The following is a 15,881-nucleotide window of genomic DNA, read 5'->3' as shown; positions in this document are numbered from 1 at the left end:
GAACCTTTTTAATGACTCACTTCTAGTTTATTCTATGCAGATCTAACTCGCGCGCAAGATGCGCAAGATCAAATAAATAAGCGGCATGGCCGGGAATCATCAATGCAAGAGCAATATCTACCTTCAGAGATTGAAGCTAAGGTGCAGCAGCACTGGCAAGACACTAAAACATTTGAAGTTACCGAGGACGAAAGCAAAGAGAAGTTTTACTGCCTCTCTATGTTTCCATACCCTTCAGGCCGACTGCATATGGGCCATGTCCGTAACTACACCATAGGCGATGTCGTTGCGCGTTACCAGCGCCTGCAAGGAAAAAACGTATTACAACCCATAGGTTGGGACTCTTTCGGTCTACCTGCTGAGAACGCAGCAATCAACAACAAGACCGCCCCAGCGCCTTGGACCTATGAAAACATCGACTACATGAAAAACCAGCTCAAGATGCTGGGTTTTGGCTACGACTGGAGTCGTGAGATCGCCACCTGCACCCCAGAATATTACCGTTGGGAACAGTGGTTCTTCACTAAGCTTTACGAGAAGGGCCTGGTCTACAAGAAGACTGCCTCGGTCAACTGGTGTCCAAACGATGAAACCGTGCTGGCCAACGAACAGGTTCAAGATGGTTGCTGCTGGCGCTGTGACACTCAAGTGGTGCAAAAAGAGATCCCTCAGTGGTTCATTAAGATCACCGACTACGCCGAAGAACTGCTAAACGATATCGACCAACTGGACGAATGGCCTGAGCAGGTCAAGACCATGCAGCGCAACTGGATTGGCCGCAGCGAAGGTATCGAGATGACGTTCCAGGTTGAAGGTAGCGATCAGAGCTTCGACATCTACACCACTCGTCCCGACACTGTAATGGGCGTGACCTATGTGGCGATCGCCGCGGGTCATCCGTTAGCTGAGCAAGCAGCGGCAAACAACCCTGTACTGGCCGACTTTATCGAAGAGTGCAAGAACGCCGACACCACAGAAGCTGCCATGGCCGCCATGGAGAAGAAAGGTGTCGATACTGGCCTTAAGGCGATTCATCCGCTCACTGGTAAGCTAGTGCCTATCTGGGCCGCCAACTTCGTACTGATGAACTATGGCACAGGCGCCGTGATGTCAGTACCGGGTCACGATCAGCGCGACTACGAATTTGCCACTAAGTATGGTCTGCCTATTGAGGGCGTGATCAAGCCTGTTGACGGCGAGCTGGATATCAGCGAAGAAGCCTACACAGAAAAAGGCATAGTGTTTAACTCTGGCGACTCCTTCCCAGAGCTGGATGGCCTGGACTTCCAAGCGGCATTTGATGCCATCGACGCCAAACTGACCAGTGAAGGCAAAGGTAAGCGTCAGGTGAACTATCGTCTGCGCGACTGGGGTGTGTCACGTCAGCGTTACTGGGGCGCGCCAATTCCTATGGTTACTCTGGCCGATGGCACTGTGATGCCAACGCCAGAAGATCAACTGCCCGTTATCCTACCTGAAGATGTGGTCATGGACGGTATCCAAAGCCCAATCAAGGCCGACAAAGAGTGGGCCAAGACGCAGGTGAACGGTCAAGAAGCTTTCAGAGAGACTGATACCTTCGACACCTTCATGGAGTCATCTTGGTACTATGCCCGCTACTGTAGCCCTAAGGCAGACCAGATGCTGGATCCAGCCAAGGCCAACTACTGGCTGCCAGTGGATCAATATATCGGTGGTATCGAGCACGCCTGTATGCACCTGCTCTACTTCCGTTTCTTCCACAAGCTACTGCGCGACATAGGCCTAGTAAACAGCGATGAGCCTGCCAAGCGCCTGCTGACCCAGGGCATGGTATTGGCCGATGCCTTCTACTACACAGATGAGAAGGGCGCCCGCGTCTGGGTATCGCCAAACGATGCCAAGGTCACCGAAACCGATGACAAAGGCCGTATCGTTAAGGCCGTTGACAGTCAGGGTCATGAACTGGTTTACACCGGCATGAGCAAGATGTCTAAGTCGAAGAACAATGGTATCGATCCACAAGAGATGGTAGACAAGTACGGCGCTGATACTGTGCGTCTGTTCATGATGTTTGCCTCGCCACCAGAACTGACACTGGAATGGCAAGAGTCAAGCGTTGAAGGGGCTCACCGCTTCATCAAGCGTCTGTGGAAACTGGCGCACGACCATGTGTCAAAAGGCCCAACCGTCGCACTGGATCTAGCCTCTCTCGACAGCGCTCAAAAAGAGCTTCGCCGTGAGCTGCACAAGACCATCGCTAAAGTGGGTGACGATATCGAACGTCGTCAAATGTTCAACACCGCCATCGCCTCTGTGATGGAGCTGATGAACCGTCTACAGAAGGCGCCGATGGAAAGCGAGCAAGACAGAGCCCTAATGCAGGAAGCCCTGTGCGCCGTGGTCCGTCTGCTCTACCCTATCATTCCGCACACCAGCTTCGAGCTTTGGCAGGCACTGGGTCACGAAGAGGCCATCGAGAACGTGCTTTGGCCAGACGTTGACGAGTCAGCCTTGGTGGAAGACAGCAAGCTGATCATCGTACAGGTGAACGGTAAGCTGCGCGCCAAGATCACCGTAGCAGCCGATGCCGATAAGGAAACGGTTGAGGCGGCAGGTATGGCAGAAGAAGGCGTACTCAAACACACTGAAGGCAAGACGGTTCGTAAAGTGATTTACGTACCTGGTAAGCTACTCAATATCGTAGCAAACTAATCGCCCTCTCTACTCGGCCACCTTGGGTGGCCGAGTCTTATCAATTATGGAAATAGATGGCTTAGCCTATGCTCATTAAACGCTTATGTTTTGCAATCTTGGCCCTTTCGGTACTCTTGAGCGCCGGATGCGGTTTTAAACTTCAGCGCAGTTATTCGATCCCAGATGATCTTAAGACCCTCAACCTGACCAGTCAGGATGAATATAGCGAGCTTACCCGCCTGGTGCGTGAACGTTTGCGTCTTAATAACATCAGTGTGATCGAAGGCGATGCCAGCGTACCAAGCGTACGCATCATCAGCGACTCGTTAGACAGAAGCACACTGTCACTTTACCCTACGGGCAACGTGGCCGAATATGAGCTGAATTACCATGTGCGTTTCGCGGTGCAGTACCCAGAGCGCGAAGCCAAGGCCTTCGATGTGGATATCCATCGCGACTACCTGGACGATCCCCGCACCGCCCTGGCAAAGAGCCGTGAAATGGAGCTCTTAGTCAAAGAGATGCGCATTCAAGCCGCTGACCAGATCTTGCAGATCTTGGCGTCCATCGAGACCAACTGATGCGCGTCTACCCGGATCAACTCGCCAAGCAGCTCTCACCGCTAAAGCCCTGTTACCTTATCTTTGGTGACGATCCCTGGCTGTGTGATACCAGCAAGCAGGCTATCTTGGCCCAAGCTAAGCGAGAAGGATTCGAGGAGCGTATTGTGCTCACCCAAGAGACGGGCTTCAACTGGCGTGAATTGCAGGATGAATGGAATACCATGAGCCTGTTCGCCAGTCGACGCATCATAGAACTGCACCTGCCCCAGGCCAAACCCGGTAGCGAAGGCAGCAGCCAGCTACAAAGCCTGATGCAGCAGGACAATCCCGATCTGCTACTGATCGTCACGGGTCCCAAGTTGGCCAGTGAACAAACCAAATCAAAATGGTTTAAACAACTCGACGACAAAGGCATTTATATCCCCTGCGCAACACCTGAGGGGCCGCAGTTCCAGCGCTGGCTGCAGGGGCGGATCCGCGCCGCGGGGTTAAACCTATCCCCTGATGCTCAACAACTGCTGCAATCTCTGTATGAGGGTAACCTGCTAGCGGCGGATCAAGCCATACAACTGCTACAACTACTGAGTCCACATCAGCAGATCACCAGCGAACAACTGCAGAGCTACTTTGAAGATCAATCCCGTTTTAGCGTATTTCAACTGGCGGATTGCTTGCTGGCCAACCAACAAGAAAAGGCCCAGCACATCCTGGCCCAGCTGCAAGCCGAAGGCACTGCACTCCCTATACTGCTTTGGGGACAATTCAAAGAGCTCACCACCCTGCTGCAGCTCAAGCAGGCCATGGAGGCTGGTACACCACTGCAAAGCCTTTGGAGTAAGTTCAGGATCTGGGATAAACGTAAAGGGCTCTACCAGGGCGCGCTATCGCGTCTGAGCCTGAGTCAAATAGAGACCCTGCTCGCCTGCGCCTCTAAGACGGAGCTTAAGCTCAAACAGCAAGGGGATGAAGATTGGACGGCCATGAGCCACCTCTGCCTCTTGTACGATCCTAAGGCCCACGCTCACCTGAGTCATATCGAGCTGAGCTAACATGAAAATAGGCTTACTGGGGGGCACCTTCGACCCGATACATTACGGCCATATCAAGCCTCTGCTGGAAGTCCAGCAGGCGCTAGGGCTCGATGAAGTCTGGTTGATGCCCAACCATATACCGCCTCACAAATCTGAGACCCGCACGGCAACGCGCCATCGCCTCGCCATGGCTCAATTGGTGTGCCAGCAATACCCACAGCTTAAGCTTTGCGACATTGAGGCAAAACGCAACACGCCCTCCTACTCGGTCGACACCCTGAACCAGCTAAGGCTGGCTCACCCTCAAGATCAACTGGTGTTTATCATGGGGATGGACTCCTTTGTGACTTTGCCCAGCTGGTATCGCTGGCAGCAGCTGCTTGAGCTTTGCCATATCGCCGTGTGTCAGCGCCCCGGTTGGAGCCTGGCAGATGCGCCGCAAATGGCGCAGCTGCTCGGTGAGCGCAGCGCTGATAAACCTGCTCTGGATAATGCCACAACGACCGAGCAGTTCAGTGGGCTCATCTTTCCGGTCACCATCACGCCTCAACCCTATTCCTCTACAGAGATCCGTCAGCAACTGCGCCAACATGCGCCAGCCCCTGACGCTATTCCCCAAGCCGTCATCGACTATATCGACGCCCATCGACTCTACCGCTAACCTCGCGTTAACAAGCCTTTAAAGGTGATATAAATCGCTAGCATTTATGGCGCGCCAGCCCGCAAGGCGGGCACTATTAGCAATTACTTTGAAGGGATAACCTGTTATACTGCCTCGCTGTTAAAAATGAATGAGGAAATTAGCGTGCAAAGCGCCGAGCTTAAACAGTTTGTAGTCGACAAAGTCGAAGATTTAAAAGCCAAAGATGTCGTAGTGCTAGAGGTCACCGACAAATCTAATGTCACCGATTATATGGTGGTCTGTTCTGGTACCTCTAAAACACACGTTAAGGCAATCGCCGAAAACGTAGTATTGGAAGCCAAGCGTGCTAACCTGCATATCCATGGCGTTGAAGGCCGTGATAGCAGCGAATGGGTACTGGTTGATCTGGGCGATGTGATCGTTCACGTCATGCAAGACAAAACCCGTGATTTCTATCAGCTTGAAAAGCTGTGGTCTGAAAAGCCGGCTTAATGAAGTTACAACTCGTTGCCGTGGGCACGCGTATGCCCGACTGGGTCACCAAAGGTTTCGAAGAGTACCAACGCCGTTTCCCCCGGGACATGGCCTTCGAGCTGATCGAAATCCCAGCGGGAAAACGCGGTAAGAACGCCGATATCGCCCGTATCTTGCAAAAAGAGGGCGAACAGATGCTGGCGGCTATCCCTAAGGGGAACCATATCGTCAGCCTGGATCTGCCCGGCAAAAACTGGACTACGCCAGAGCTGGCCACTCAGCTCAACCGCTGGCAACTCGATGGCCGCGATGTAAGCCTGCTGATCGGCGGGCCAGAAGGACTGGCCCCCGCCTGCAAACAAGCAGCAAGCCAAAGCTGGTGTCTGTCGGCCTTGACGCTGCCACACCCACTGGTACGTGTCTTAGTAGCCGAAAGCCTGTATCGTGCCTGGAGCATCAACAACAACCACCCGTATCATAGAGAGTAGCGCTTAGCGCGACACTCGAGTCAATCAAGGGATAGACAATGATAGTGACAACCAACATACTGCCGGAGAGAGTATAATTGGCGCCACGCAAACGGATGGCCATGCACGACCATGCTGCCGAAGCCTCGCTATTCAAACGCCGGGCTATCTTTACCTTTGGTTGTGTGGTGGTGCTACTGAGCATATTGCTCACCAACCTATATCATCTGCAGATCCTGTCGTATAAAGATTATGAGACCCGTTCCAACGACAACCGTATTCGCGTCGTTCCTGTGGCGCCCAGTCGTGGTCTGATCTATGACAGACATGGCCAGCTACTGGCTGAGAACCAGCCTTTCTATTCGCTTGAGTTGATCCCTGAAAAGGTTAAAGACATTCCCGCCACCTTAGATGCCTTGAGCGAAGTGATCGCCATCAGCAAAGATGAGCGGGAAAGCCTATTGTCGTCACTCAAATTCCATCGCCGCTTCAAACCGATCACAGTGAAAAACCGTCTATCGGAAGATGAAGTTGCCATATTTAGTGTCAATCAACACAGGTTCCCTGGCTTCTCTATCGATGCCGGCCTTAAGCGTCACTATCCTTACGATGGTCTTTTAACCCACGTACTGGGTTATGTCGGCCGCATCAACAACCGAGATCAGGCGGCGCTACAGAGTAATGGCCAGTGGCCAAACTATGCAGCCACCAAGGATATCGGCAAGCAAGGCATTGAAAAATTTTATGAAACCTTACTTCATGGCATGCCTGGGCATCTTGAAGAAGAGGTCAACAACCGCGGCAGAACCATTCGCACCCTCAAGTCGGTAGCACCAGAGCCGGGACAGGATATCTACCTGACATTGGATCTCCAGTTGCAGAAGAAAGCAATGGAACTCCTTGCCGGACGCAGAGGCTCCATCGTGGCCATGGATCCGCGCGATGGTGGCATCCTGGCCATGGTATCTAGCCCCACTTACGACCCCAACCAGTTCGTTCACGGCATCAGCTCTAAGGCCTATAGCGATCTGCTTAATGCACGCTCACGCCCACTGATCAACCGCGCGACCCAAGGGCAATATGCCCCAGCATCAACGGTCAAACCCCATATGGCACTGCTGGGCCTGGAAGATAAGGCGGTAACCCCTAAAACTCGGGTCTGGGACCCTGGCTTTTGGCAGATCCCCGGCGTAGAACGCAAATACCGCGACTGGAAACGCTGGGGTCATGGCTGGGTCGATGTTAACGGCGCCTTGGTGCATTCCTGCGACACCTATTTCTATGATCTGGCTTACAAGACAGGTATAGACAAGATCAGTAACTTCATGCAGCAGTTTGGCTTTGGCGAGCGAACAGGGGTCGATATCTTTGAAGAGTCGGCCGGTAATATGCCCTCTAAGGATTGGAAGCGCCTCAAGTACAATCAGCCTTGGTATATCGGCGACACTATCTCTGTGGGAATTGGCCAGGGATACTGGACCACCACGCCGCTGCAACTGGCCAACGCTACCGCCATCATGGCCAATAAGGGTGAGCGTTTTGTGCCGCACCTGCTGAAATCGATCAAAAACGATACCGTTAAGGTCGACACTCCGGTAGATAGGATGCCGCCCGTTGAACTGAAAAACCCCAATAACTGGGATATCATCAACGAGGCGATGAAAGATACCGCCCACAAGTCACGCTTTGTGGATGCCGGATATACGGCAGCCATGAAGACAGGTACCGCCCAGGTATTTAGCGTGGCGGAAGATGAGAAGTATGACGCCGAAACCATCGATGAACATTTAAGAGATAACGCCCTAATTGTTGCCTACGCCCCCTATGAGGCGCCGCGTATAGTGCTAGCCGTGGTGTTGGAAAACGCTGGTTGGGGCGGCGCAAACGCAGGCCCTGTCGCCCGCGCCCTGTTAGATGAATATATCCTACGCGATAACCTGCCCATAGAAACCGCCGGGAGCCCTCACAATGAACGCCCATAGTCATCGCCCCAACATCTGGCAGCGGATGCATCTCGACCTGCCACTGCTCCTGGGTCTGCTGGCACTCATGTGTTTCGGCTTGTTTGTCATCTATTCAGCAGGCGGTGAAGATATGGCACTGATGGAGCGTCAGCTGACCCGTATGGGACTCTCTTTGGGGATCATGTTGTTCGTGGCTCAGATCAATCCCGAAGTACTCAAACGCTGGGCGTTTCCCATCTATATTGCGGGAGTGATCCTGCTGCTCGGGGTGCACTTTTTTGGTGAGATTAATAAGGGTGCGCAGCGCTGGCTCAACCTGGGCTTCATGGAGTTTCAACCCTCAGAGCTGATAAAGCTGGCCTTTCCTATTACCATGGCGTGGTATATCAGTAAGTATCCCCTACCACCGAAGAAACGTTATCTGGCTGGCGCCGGGGTGATCTTGCTGGTCCCAACCTTGCTGATCGCCAAACAGCCCGATCTCGGCACCTCCATCCTGGTAGCGGCCTCAGGGATCTTCGTGCTGTTTCTTTCAGGCATGAGCTGGGCCATTGTCGGCAGTTTTATCGGTGGCGTCCTGGCCATGCTCCCCGTGCTCTGGTACTTCCTGATGCACGATTACCAACGCACCCGGGTACTGACTCTGCTGGATCCTGAAAAGGACCCCTTGGGCGCCGGCTATCATATCATTCAGTCTAAGATCGCCATCGGCTCTGGTGGTCTCTGGGGCAAGGGCTGGCTAGACGGTACTCAGTCTCAACTTGAGTTTCTACCCGAGCGTCACACAGATTTCATCTTTGCCGTGATCGGCGAGGAATTTGGCCTGATAGGCAGTCTGATTTTACTCTGTCTCTATCTGTACGTGATAGGTCGCGGTCTGGTGATTGCCTCGCGCGCCCAGACCAGTTTTGCCCGTTTACTCGCAGGCAGTATTACTTTAACCTTCTTTGTGTATGTTTTTGTCAACATCGGCATGGTATCTGGATTGCTGCCCGTGGTTGGCGTGCCCTTACCACTGATCAGTTATGGCGGCACCTCTATGTTGACCCTGATGACAGGTTTCGGCATCTTGATGAGCATACATACCCATAGACGATTCATCGACCGTTAAAGGAAGACAATTTGAACCCCGTTGCACGCATTCTTTTGTCCCTACTGCTGGGCAGCGCCACTTTACTGGCCCATGCCGATGACAAAGTCATCCCTCAAGACGGCGATATTAGTCAGCTCAAGGCCGACTTTATCGCAAAGCAACGCGCAGCTGGCTTTACCCAGGCTGAGATAGACAAGTTTCTTGGCAGCGCCCAGTACAACCAAAAGGTCATCGATGCCATTACCACCCCGTGGGAGGCTAAGCCCTGGTATCAGTATCATCCCATCTTTCTGACCGACAAGCGTCTCGCCAAAGGACTAACCTTTTGGCAGACCTATGATGAGGCGATCGCCAAGGCCGCAAAAACCTATCAGGTAGATCCAGAGATCATAGTGGCCATTATCGGGATCGAAACATTCTATGGTGGCTACATGGGAACCTACCCTGTCATCGACGCCCTTTACACCTTAGGCTTTCACTACACGCCCCGCGCCGACTTCTTCCGCAAAGAGCTGGCGCAGTTGCAGTCCTTAGTCAAAGAGGAACGCCTGGACCTCGCCGAACTCAAAGGTTCCTACGCGGGTGCCATGGGTTATGGCCAGTTTATTCCCTCGAGCTATCGTCACTACGCGGTAGACTTCAGCGGTGATGGCCGCCGGGATCTGCTTGGCGATCCGCTCGATGCTATTGGCAGTGTTGCCAACTACTTTCACCAGCATGGCTGGCAAAAGGGCGCCTTGGTTACCCTACCGCTGACCACGCATCAACTGCCTTCCCACTTAAAGACCTGGTCAGGTGAAAAGCTCTCTTACAAGGTGGCCGATATCCTGTCGCCAACCATTGCCCTGGCGCAGAATGTCGATTTAGATGTGCAGCAACCAGCGCTCCTGGTAGAACTGGTGCAAGAAGACCGCAACGATTACTGGCTGGGACTGAACAACTTTTATGTCATCACCCGCTATAACCGCAGCCCGCTCTACGCCATGGCGGTTTATCAATTTAGCCAACAACTAAAAGAAGCTTATGCGAACCAGTAAAGGCCTCCCCCTACTGACCTTAGTCCTGCTATTAATCGTTGCGGGATGTTCATCTCAGAGCGGCAGCCGTTATAAGATTGCCGACGATTTGGCACCTAAAGATGCACCCGATGTCTCTAAGGTGGAGGATGCACACCCCAAGTTTGAACCCTATAGTCGTGGCGGCAACCGTAAAGAGTATACCGTCTTGGGTAAGACCTACCGGGTTCTCGACTCAGGCAAAGGCTATCAGAAGACAGGTATCGCCTCCTGGTACGGTGCCAAGTTTCATGGTCACCTTACCTCGAATGGCGAAACCTATGATATGTACTCCATGTCTGCAGCGCACAAGACGTTGCCACTGCCCAGCTATGTCAAAGTGACGAATCTGGCCAATGACAAGACCGTCATAGTGCGGGTAAATGATCGCGGTCCTTTCCATGACAATCGTGTCATCGATCTCTCCTACGCCGCCGCTCATCGTCTGGATATGCTCAAGACGGGCACCGCCAAGGTGAAGCTTGAGGTGATCTATATCGAAAACCCAGAGTCGGTTGCACTGGCGGCGCTCAAAAATACTAAACTTCACTATGTGCAGGTGATCGCCTCATCCGACAAAGGGCGGATCGATCATCTGGCGCAAACCTTGGCCGACCAATACCAGGTCAAGACCCGCATACAACAAAACGGCAATCTCTACCGCTTACAACTTGGCCCTATAGGCCGCCAACAGATCGCCGCCCAGCTGCATCAAACCCTGCAGCAAAACGGTTATCCCCAAAGCTATCTGGTGACCGAATAACATCCCCCCCCTAAATCAGTGAGCTTTTCCTTAAGATTAAGGAACCTTCACTGATTTCGGTGGTCGACTAATGTTATACTCGCCCGACATAGCGCCCAAATTTTTGCATTCAACCAAAAGACGTGCCTTGAAAATATGAAATTATTGAATCACAGCTTCAAAACACTGCTCCTTGTCTCCTCACTCTCCTTCACGGCGGCCAACGCGGCACCCGTTGTTACGCCAGATGCACCCAAGGTAGCGGCAAAAGCCTTTATCCTGATGGATTACAACTCAGGACAGATCATCGCCGAAGAGAATGCCTACGAGAGCCTCAACCCTGCCAGTCTGACCAAGATGATGACCAGCTACGTGATAGGTCATGAGATCAAGGTAGGTAACATCTCACCTGAAGATAAGGTCACCATCAGCAAGAACGCCTGGTCGAAAAACTTCCCTGACTCTTCCAAGATGTTTATCGAGGTGGGTAAGCAGGTATCAGTAGACGATCTTAACCGCGGCATCATCATTCAATCGGGCAACGATGCCTGTGTGGCCATGGCCGAGCACATTGCCGGTACAGAAGATGGCTTTGTCGACCTAATGAACTCCTGGGCCAAACAGCTGGGCATGCGTGACAGCTACTTCGAGAACTCTCACGGCTTAGACTCTGAAAACCACAAGACCACAGCCTACGACATGGCACTGCTGGGCGCGGCGCTGATCCGCGATGTTCCTGAGGAATACCGCGTCTATTCAGAAAAATCTTTTACCTTTAACGGCATCAAGCAATATAACCGTAACGGTCTACTGTGGGATAAGAGCCTAAACGTCGACGGTATCAAGACGGGCCACACTTCAGGAGCCGGTTACAACCTAGTGACCTCTGCCACTAAAGATGGCATGCGCTTGGTATCTGTCGTTATGGGCACCGCCAGCGAGTCGGCTCGTAAGGCTGAAAGTAAAAAACTGCTGAACTATGGTTTCCGCTTCTTCGAAACCATCACGCCTTACAAGGCAGGCGATAGCTTTGTGACGCAGAAGATCTGGTATGGCGACAGAGAGTCGGTGGACTTAGGCGTTATTACCGATACCCCTATTACCATCAATCGTGGTCAGGCCAAAAACCTGGAAGCCAACTATGAGCTAAACAAAGAGCTGACCGCGCCAATCGCCAAAGGCGAAACCGTGGGCCGCATCTACTTCCAGCTTAACGGCAAAGATATCGCCCAGTTCCCACTGGTTACCCTGCAAGAGGTCAATGAAGGTAGTTGGTTTAGCAAGCTCATGGACTACTTTAAGCAGATGTTTGCCAGCTGGTTTAGCTAAAAACGCCTGGGGTTAACGCCCCTATATTTAAAAGTCACCTAAGGGTGGCTTTTTTGTTTTTAGCCTCCGAGGGTTGAATTAGGTATAATGCCCCCCATTTTATAGCCATTAGATTGGGCAAGAGATATACCGTTATGTTAGACACCAAATTTCATGAACTTTTAGAGTTCCCAGCCGCCTTCCCTTTCAAAGTGGTGGGTGATGCCAGAGACAACCTCGCCGATGACGTAGTGGGTGTGGTTCAACGCCACGTGCCTGGCGACTATATGCCGACGTCTAAAGCATCAAGTAAAGGCACCTATCACTCTATTACCATCAAGGTGACCGTCCACAGCAAAGAACAGATCGAACTGCTCTACATAGAGTTAGCGGCCATCGAAGGGGTGAAACGCGTCCTGTAAAACGCCTTCACCCAAGTTCGAAATGTGATCTGTCTTACATTTCTTGATTTCGCGCGTATAATAAGCGCACTTTAATCCTGAGGGGAGAGGTTGCCCTTGAAAGATACGGTTTTACATATTCGCCATCTTGGACGCCAAGATTACGAATCGGTATGGCATGCCATGCAGGACTATACCGATAATCGCGATGAAAACAGCCAAGATGAACTTTGGATCGTAGAACATCCTCCGGTTTTCACTCAAGGCCAAGCGGGTAAGAGTGAGCATATTCTTAATCCCGGCGATATTCCCGTCATTCAAGTCGACCGTGGTGGCCAAGTGACCTACCACGGCCCAGGGCAACTGGTGGCCTACCCGCTGCTGGACATTAAGCGCCTCAAAATAGGCGTACGCCAACTGGTGACCGATATCGAGCAGAGTATCGTCAATATGCTCGCCCTATATGATATCCAAGCCTACCCCAAGGCCGATGCGCCCGGCGTCTATGTCGATGAGCGTAAGATCGCCTCTCTGGGTCTGAGGATACGTAAAGGCTGCTCCTTCCATGGCCTAGCGCTTAACGTCGATATGGATATGTCTCCTTTTCAACGCATCAACCCCTGCGGCTATGCTGGATTAGAGATGATCCAATGCAAAGCTCTCAACGGGCCCCAGAGCGTCGAAGAAGCTGGCGAAAAACTGATACAAACCTTTAGCCAAGAATTGGGCTATCAACATCTAGAACATCATCAAGGGTTAACAGACTAATATGACTAGGCCTGAAAGATTACAACCTGGAGTCAAGCTACGCGATGCTGAAAAGGTATCTCGTATTCCGGTCAAAGTCGTGCCTTCCGAGCGCGAAACCATGCTACGCAAACCCGATTGGTTGAGAGTAAAACTGCCAGCGTCGAATCAGCGTATCGTCGACATCAAGCAGGCACTGCGTAAAAACGGTCTGCACTCTGTCTGTGAAGAAGCATCTTGCCCTAACCTGGCTGAGTGTTTTAACCATGGTACGGCAACCTTCATGATCTTGGGAGCGATCTGTACCCGTCGCTGTCCTTTCTGTGACGTGGCCCATGGTCGTCCACTGAAACCCGATGCAGAAGAGCCGGTTAAACTAGCGCAAACAATCAAAGACATGAAGCTTAAGTATGTGGTGATCACCTCAGTGGATCGTGACGATCTGCGTGACGGTGGTGCACAGCATTTTGCCGACTGTATCCGCGAGATCCGTAAGCTCAACCCAGAGATCAAGATTGAGATCTTAGTGCCCGATTTCAGAGGCCGTATCGACGCCGCCTTGGAGATCCTGGCTACCGAGCCACCCGATGTCTTCAACCACAACCTGGAAACCGCACCTAAGCATTACCGTAAGGCGCGACCAGGGGCAAACTACCAATGGTCACTGGATCTGCTGAAGAAATTCAAGGAACAACACCCACATATTCCGACCAAATCGGGCTTGATGATGGGACTGGGCGAAACCAACGAAGAGATCGCCGAGGTACTGCGTGACCTACGTGCCCATAATGTTGAGATGCTGACACTCGGTCAATACCTACAGCCCTCTAAATTCCACCTGCCGGTTGAACGTTACGTACCGCCAGCTGAGTTTGATGAACTGAGAGAGTTCGCTGAAGAGATTGGCTTTACCCATGCAGCCTGTGGCCCTATGGTACGCTCTAGCTACCATGCCGACCTACAGGCTCAGGGAAAAGAAGTTAAGTAATTCTGCATTACCTCAATATAAAAATAGCGCCAAATGGCGCTATTTTTATATCTGAGAGCCATCTAAAACAAGAGCTCCATCAAGATGGCATCCTCTTTACCTTGTTCCAGCTGGTAATAGTTAGGACGCATCCCTGTCTGAACAAAGCCCATTTGGCGATATAAGGCGATAGCCCGCTCATTACAGGCCCTTACCTCTAACATCATACGTTCGGCGCCCTGGGTCGCTGCCAGCTCGATTAATGCCTCCGTGAGACGCTTGCCTAAACCTTGTCCCTGAGAAGTGGGTCTGACACAGATATCCATCAAGGTGGCATCTTCAAAGAGTTGATGCAAAATGGCAAACCCTATGAGCTCCTCATCATCGAACAGGCCGATAACATGATAGAAACGCCCAAAACAAGTCTCAAGGTTGGTCAAAGACATTGGGAAACGATGACAGACGCTCTCCAGCTCATGTAAAAGCGGAGCCTGTTCTCGATTAAGGGTTTTCAGCGCTAAGGTCATTGGGTATTTACCTCCCATATCGCCTGCCACAAAGCACGTTTGGCCTTGCTCTGCTGCTCTAAAACCACCAAAGGCGCCGAGCTAATGACGCAGTCCACCTTAGGTAATCTAACACTGCGCATATCCCAAAATACCTCTTTAGTACCGCTCAAGGTATCGCTGATGACCACCTGCTTTTCCTGTTCAGGAAAGAGTGTCAACACTTGACGTATAATAGGGTGCTCGGCTGAAACACTTGCGCCCCTGTCTACCAAGATCGGATAAAGGGGGAGATCAGCACCTTTTTCCACCCAACGGGTAATGCCCATAGCATCTAAATATGCACTTCTTTCCAAGTCGCCTCCCGACAAAAATCATCTCCATAAGGATACCCCTTGGCACTACCTATGTCACTGTACGTAAATAATCAGGGAGGGTGAGTAAAATGATAAAGCTTAAAAAAGCAAAAAGCCGTTCATTTCTGAACGGCTTTTCTAGAATGTGGCAGGGGTGGCAGGACTCGAACCCGCAACCATCGGTTTTGGAGACCGCTGTTCTACCAATTGGAACTACACCCCTGTTGACGTGGGGCATTATGCTAAAACACCTCTCAAAGGTAAAGGACTTTTTATGCCTAATATGTTCAATTGCAGCTTTTTCATGCAAGAGAGCGAATATTCAGTCACTCCCTCTCTTCAAGAACTCGAAAACACAAGATACCAGCACTTCAATAAAGGCAAGCTAACGCCTCATTTATCACCATCAATCCGCTATCTACTAACCTTATTAACCCACTTTTATCGCTATTACGCGCTCAAATCGCATTTTTGCACAGCTGAGTTAATTCAAATGAGCGGCTTACAGGAACTAAGGCTCCTAAGCAGCCTTCCTAAGTCGCTTAAGTCGCATTCATATCTTCACAACTCACAGCGGCGACACCTGTTATCAGCTAGCCGATTCTGAGATAAAACCAGCACAGCACACTCCCTGATAAGAATGCCGCCAATAGCAGCACACAAAACTTCAAACAATTGATATAAATCGAAGCTGCGAGCTGGGGGCAAGGCACATGGATGTGCCGAATGTCATAAACGCAGGATGCTGTTTATGACCAAGCTCAGCGGTTGAAGGACGGCGAAAATAGGCACCTGTTATGGCCAGCTTCAAACCGATTATCTGATATTGACTCAACGCTCATCTCACATGGGGGCGTAAGACATCCGTTTATCAAGCGAAGCTTGATG

At 51.6% G+C, this 15,881-nt stretch carries 16 protein-coding genes and 1 tRNA gene; 14 read left to right on the top strand and 3 right to left on the bottom strand.

What is annotated here, in order from left to right:
- Nucleotides 1-102 precede the first annotated feature (102 nt).
- The 14 genes from leuS to lipA all read left to right on the top strand — a co-directional run bounded on the left by leuS (nt 103) and on the right by lipA (nt 14,152).
- The gene (gene leuS, locus NY07_RS00085) at nt 103-2,694 is read left to right on the top strand and encodes a leucine--tRNA ligase (RefSeq protein ID WP_033537328.1); all 2,592 of its coding nucleotides are present in this window, start codon (nt 103-105) and stop codon (nt 2,692-2,694) included.
- 68 nt (nt 2,695-2,762) lie between these two features.
- Nucleotides 2,763-3,257 carry an LPS-assembly lipoprotein LptE gene (locus NY07_RS00080; RefSeq protein WP_033537327.1) on the top strand — a complete coding sequence of 165 codons (495 nt, stop codon included), beginning with the start codon at nt 2,763-2,765 and terminating at the stop codon, nt 3,255-3,257.
- Complete coding sequence (holA, locus tag NY07_RS00075; RefSeq protein ID WP_033537326.1) at nt 3,257-4,288, top strand: DNA polymerase III subunit delta; 1,032 nt, start codon at nt 3,257-3,259, stop codon at nt 4,286-4,288. The genes NY07_RS00080 and holA overlap by 1 nt, the downstream gene beginning before the upstream one ends.
- Nucleotide 4,289: 1 nt before the next feature.
- Complete coding sequence (gene nadD / locus NY07_RS00070) at nt 4,290-4,931, top strand: nicotinate-nucleotide adenylyltransferase (protein ID WP_033537325.1); 642 nt, start codon at nt 4,290-4,292, stop codon at nt 4,929-4,931.
- 144 nt (nt 4,932-5,075) lie between these two features.
- The gene (gene rsfS, locus NY07_RS00065) at nt 5,076-5,405 is read left to right on the top strand and encodes a ribosome silencing factor (RefSeq protein WP_033537740.1); all 330 of its coding nucleotides are present in this window, start codon (nt 5,076-5,078) and stop codon (nt 5,403-5,405) included.
- Entirely contained in the window at nt 5,405-5,875 is a 471-nt protein-coding gene (gene rlmH / locus NY07_RS00060) for a 23S rRNA (pseudouridine(1915)-N(3))-methyltransferase RlmH (RefSeq protein ID WP_033537324.1), read from the top strand. Before rsfS ends, rlmH begins: the two co-directional genes overlap by 1 nt.
- A 77-nt stretch (nt 5,876-5,952) precedes the next feature.
- A complete protein-coding gene (mrdA, locus tag NY07_RS00055) occupies nt 5,953-7,836 on the top strand; it encodes a penicillin-binding protein 2 (RefSeq protein ID WP_033537323.1) in 1,884 nt (627 codons plus the stop codon).
- Nucleotides 7,823-8,929, top strand: a complete 1,107-nt coding sequence (rodA, locus tag NY07_RS00050) for a rod shape-determining protein RodA (RefSeq protein WP_033537322.1) — start codon at nt 7,823-7,825, stop codon at nt 8,927-8,929. Before mrdA ends, rodA begins: the two co-directional genes overlap by 14 nt.
- A 65-nt stretch (nt 8,930-8,994) precedes the next feature.
- Nucleotides 8,995-9,948, top strand: coding sequence for a lytic murein transglycosylase B (gene mltB / locus NY07_RS00045; RefSeq protein ID WP_235363879.1), 954 nt, complete (start codon nt 8,995-8,997; stop codon nt 9,946-9,948).
- Nucleotides 9,935-10,729, top strand: coding sequence for a septal ring lytic transglycosylase RlpA family protein (locus NY07_RS00040; protein WP_033537320.1), 795 nt, complete (start codon nt 9,935-9,937; stop codon nt 10,727-10,729). The genes mltB and NY07_RS00040 overlap by 14 nt, the downstream gene beginning before the upstream one ends.
- A gap of 135 nt (nt 10,730-10,864) precedes the next feature.
- Nucleotides 10,865-12,037: a serine hydrolase gene (locus NY07_RS00035; RefSeq protein WP_033537319.1), complete on the top strand. Its 1,173-nt coding sequence runs from the start codon at nt 10,865-10,867 to the stop codon at nt 12,035-12,037.
- Nucleotides 12,038-12,171: 134 nt separating this feature from the next.
- Nucleotides 12,172-12,438: a DUF493 family protein YbeD gene (ybeD, locus tag NY07_RS00030; protein WP_033537318.1), complete on the top strand. Its 267-nt coding sequence runs from the start codon at nt 12,172-12,174 to the stop codon at nt 12,436-12,438.
- A gap of 96 nt (nt 12,439-12,534) precedes the next feature.
- Nucleotides 12,535-13,185: a lipoyl(octanoyl) transferase LipB gene (gene lipB / locus NY07_RS00025; RefSeq protein ID WP_033537317.1), complete on the top strand. Its 651-nt coding sequence runs from the start codon at nt 12,535-12,537 to the stop codon at nt 13,183-13,185.
- Between the two features lies 1 nt (nt 13,186).
- Nucleotides 13,187-14,152: a lipoyl synthase gene (lipA, locus tag NY07_RS00020; protein ID WP_033537316.1), complete on the top strand. Its 966-nt coding sequence runs from the start codon at nt 13,187-13,189 to the stop codon at nt 14,150-14,152.
- A 62-nt stretch (nt 14,153-14,214) separates the two neighbouring features.
- Here the strand turns inward: lipA and rimI are convergent, their stop codons facing one another.
- The 3 genes from rimI to NY07_RS00005 all read right to left on the bottom strand — a co-directional run bounded on the left by rimI (nt 14,215) and on the right by NY07_RS00005 (nt 15,216).
- Nucleotides 14,215-14,676, bottom strand: a complete 462-nt coding sequence (gene rimI, locus NY07_RS00015) for a ribosomal protein S18-alanine N-acetyltransferase (RefSeq protein ID WP_081953737.1) — start codon at nt 14,674-14,676, stop codon at nt 14,215-14,217.
- Nucleotides 14,655-14,993 (bottom strand): hypothetical protein, encoded by a 339-nt coding sequence (locus NY07_RS00010; protein ID WP_033537739.1) that lies wholly within the window; start codon nt 14,991-14,993, stop codon nt 14,655-14,657. The genes rimI and NY07_RS00010 overlap by 22 nt, the downstream gene beginning before the upstream one ends.
- Nucleotides 14,994-15,139: 146 nt before the next feature.
- Nucleotides 15,140-15,216, bottom strand: a tRNA-Trp gene (locus NY07_RS00005).
- Nucleotides 15,217-15,881 lie beyond the last annotated feature (665 nt).

The organism is Shewanella sp. ECSMB14101 (assembly GCF_000773485.1).
In the GTDB taxonomy this organism is placed as follows: domain Bacteria; phylum Pseudomonadota; class Gammaproteobacteria; order Enterobacterales; family Shewanellaceae; genus Shewanella; species Shewanella marisflavi.
Note: the sequence above shows the minus strand (reverse complement) of the source record. Positions and strands in the feature narration are given on the sequence as shown.

Bases quoted from the DNA above. Each gene is read 5' to 3' on its own strand.
- leuS (WP_033537328.1), top strand. From the start codon at position 103: ATGCAAGAGCAATATCTACCTTCAGAGATTGAAGCTAAGGTGCAGCAG.
- NY07_RS00080 (WP_033537327.1), top strand. From the start codon at position 2,763: ATGCTCATTAAACGCTTATGTTTTGCAATCTTGGCCCTTTCGGTACTC.
- holA (WP_033537326.1), top strand. From the start codon at position 3,257: ATGCGCGTCTACCCGGATCAACTCGCCAAGCAGCTCTCACCGCTAAAG.
- nadD (WP_033537325.1), top strand. From the start codon at position 4,290: ATGAAAATAGGCTTACTGGGGGGCACCTTCGACCCGATACATTACGGC.
- rlmH (WP_033537324.1), top strand. From the start codon at position 5,405: ATGAAGTTACAACTCGTTGCCGTGGGCACGCGTATGCCCGACTGGGTC.
- rodA (WP_033537322.1), top strand. From the start codon at position 7,823: ATGAACGCCCATAGTCATCGCCCCAACATCTGGCAGCGGATGCATCTC.
- NY07_RS00040 (WP_033537320.1), top strand. From the start codon at position 9,935: ATGCGAACCAGTAAAGGCCTCCCCCTACTGACCTTAGTCCTGCTATTA.
- NY07_RS00035 (WP_033537319.1), top strand. From the start codon at position 10,865: ATGAAATTATTGAATCACAGCTTCAAAACACTGCTCCTTGTCTCCTCA.
- ybeD (WP_033537318.1), top strand. From the start codon at position 12,172: ATGTTAGACACCAAATTTCATGAACTTTTAGAGTTCCCAGCCGCCTTC.
- lipA (WP_033537316.1), top strand. From the start codon at position 13,187: ATGACTAGGCCTGAAAGATTACAACCTGGAGTCAAGCTACGCGATGCT.
- rimI (WP_081953737.1), bottom strand. From the start codon at position 14,676: ATGGGAGGTAAATACCCAATGACCTTAGCGCTGAAAACCCTTAATCGA.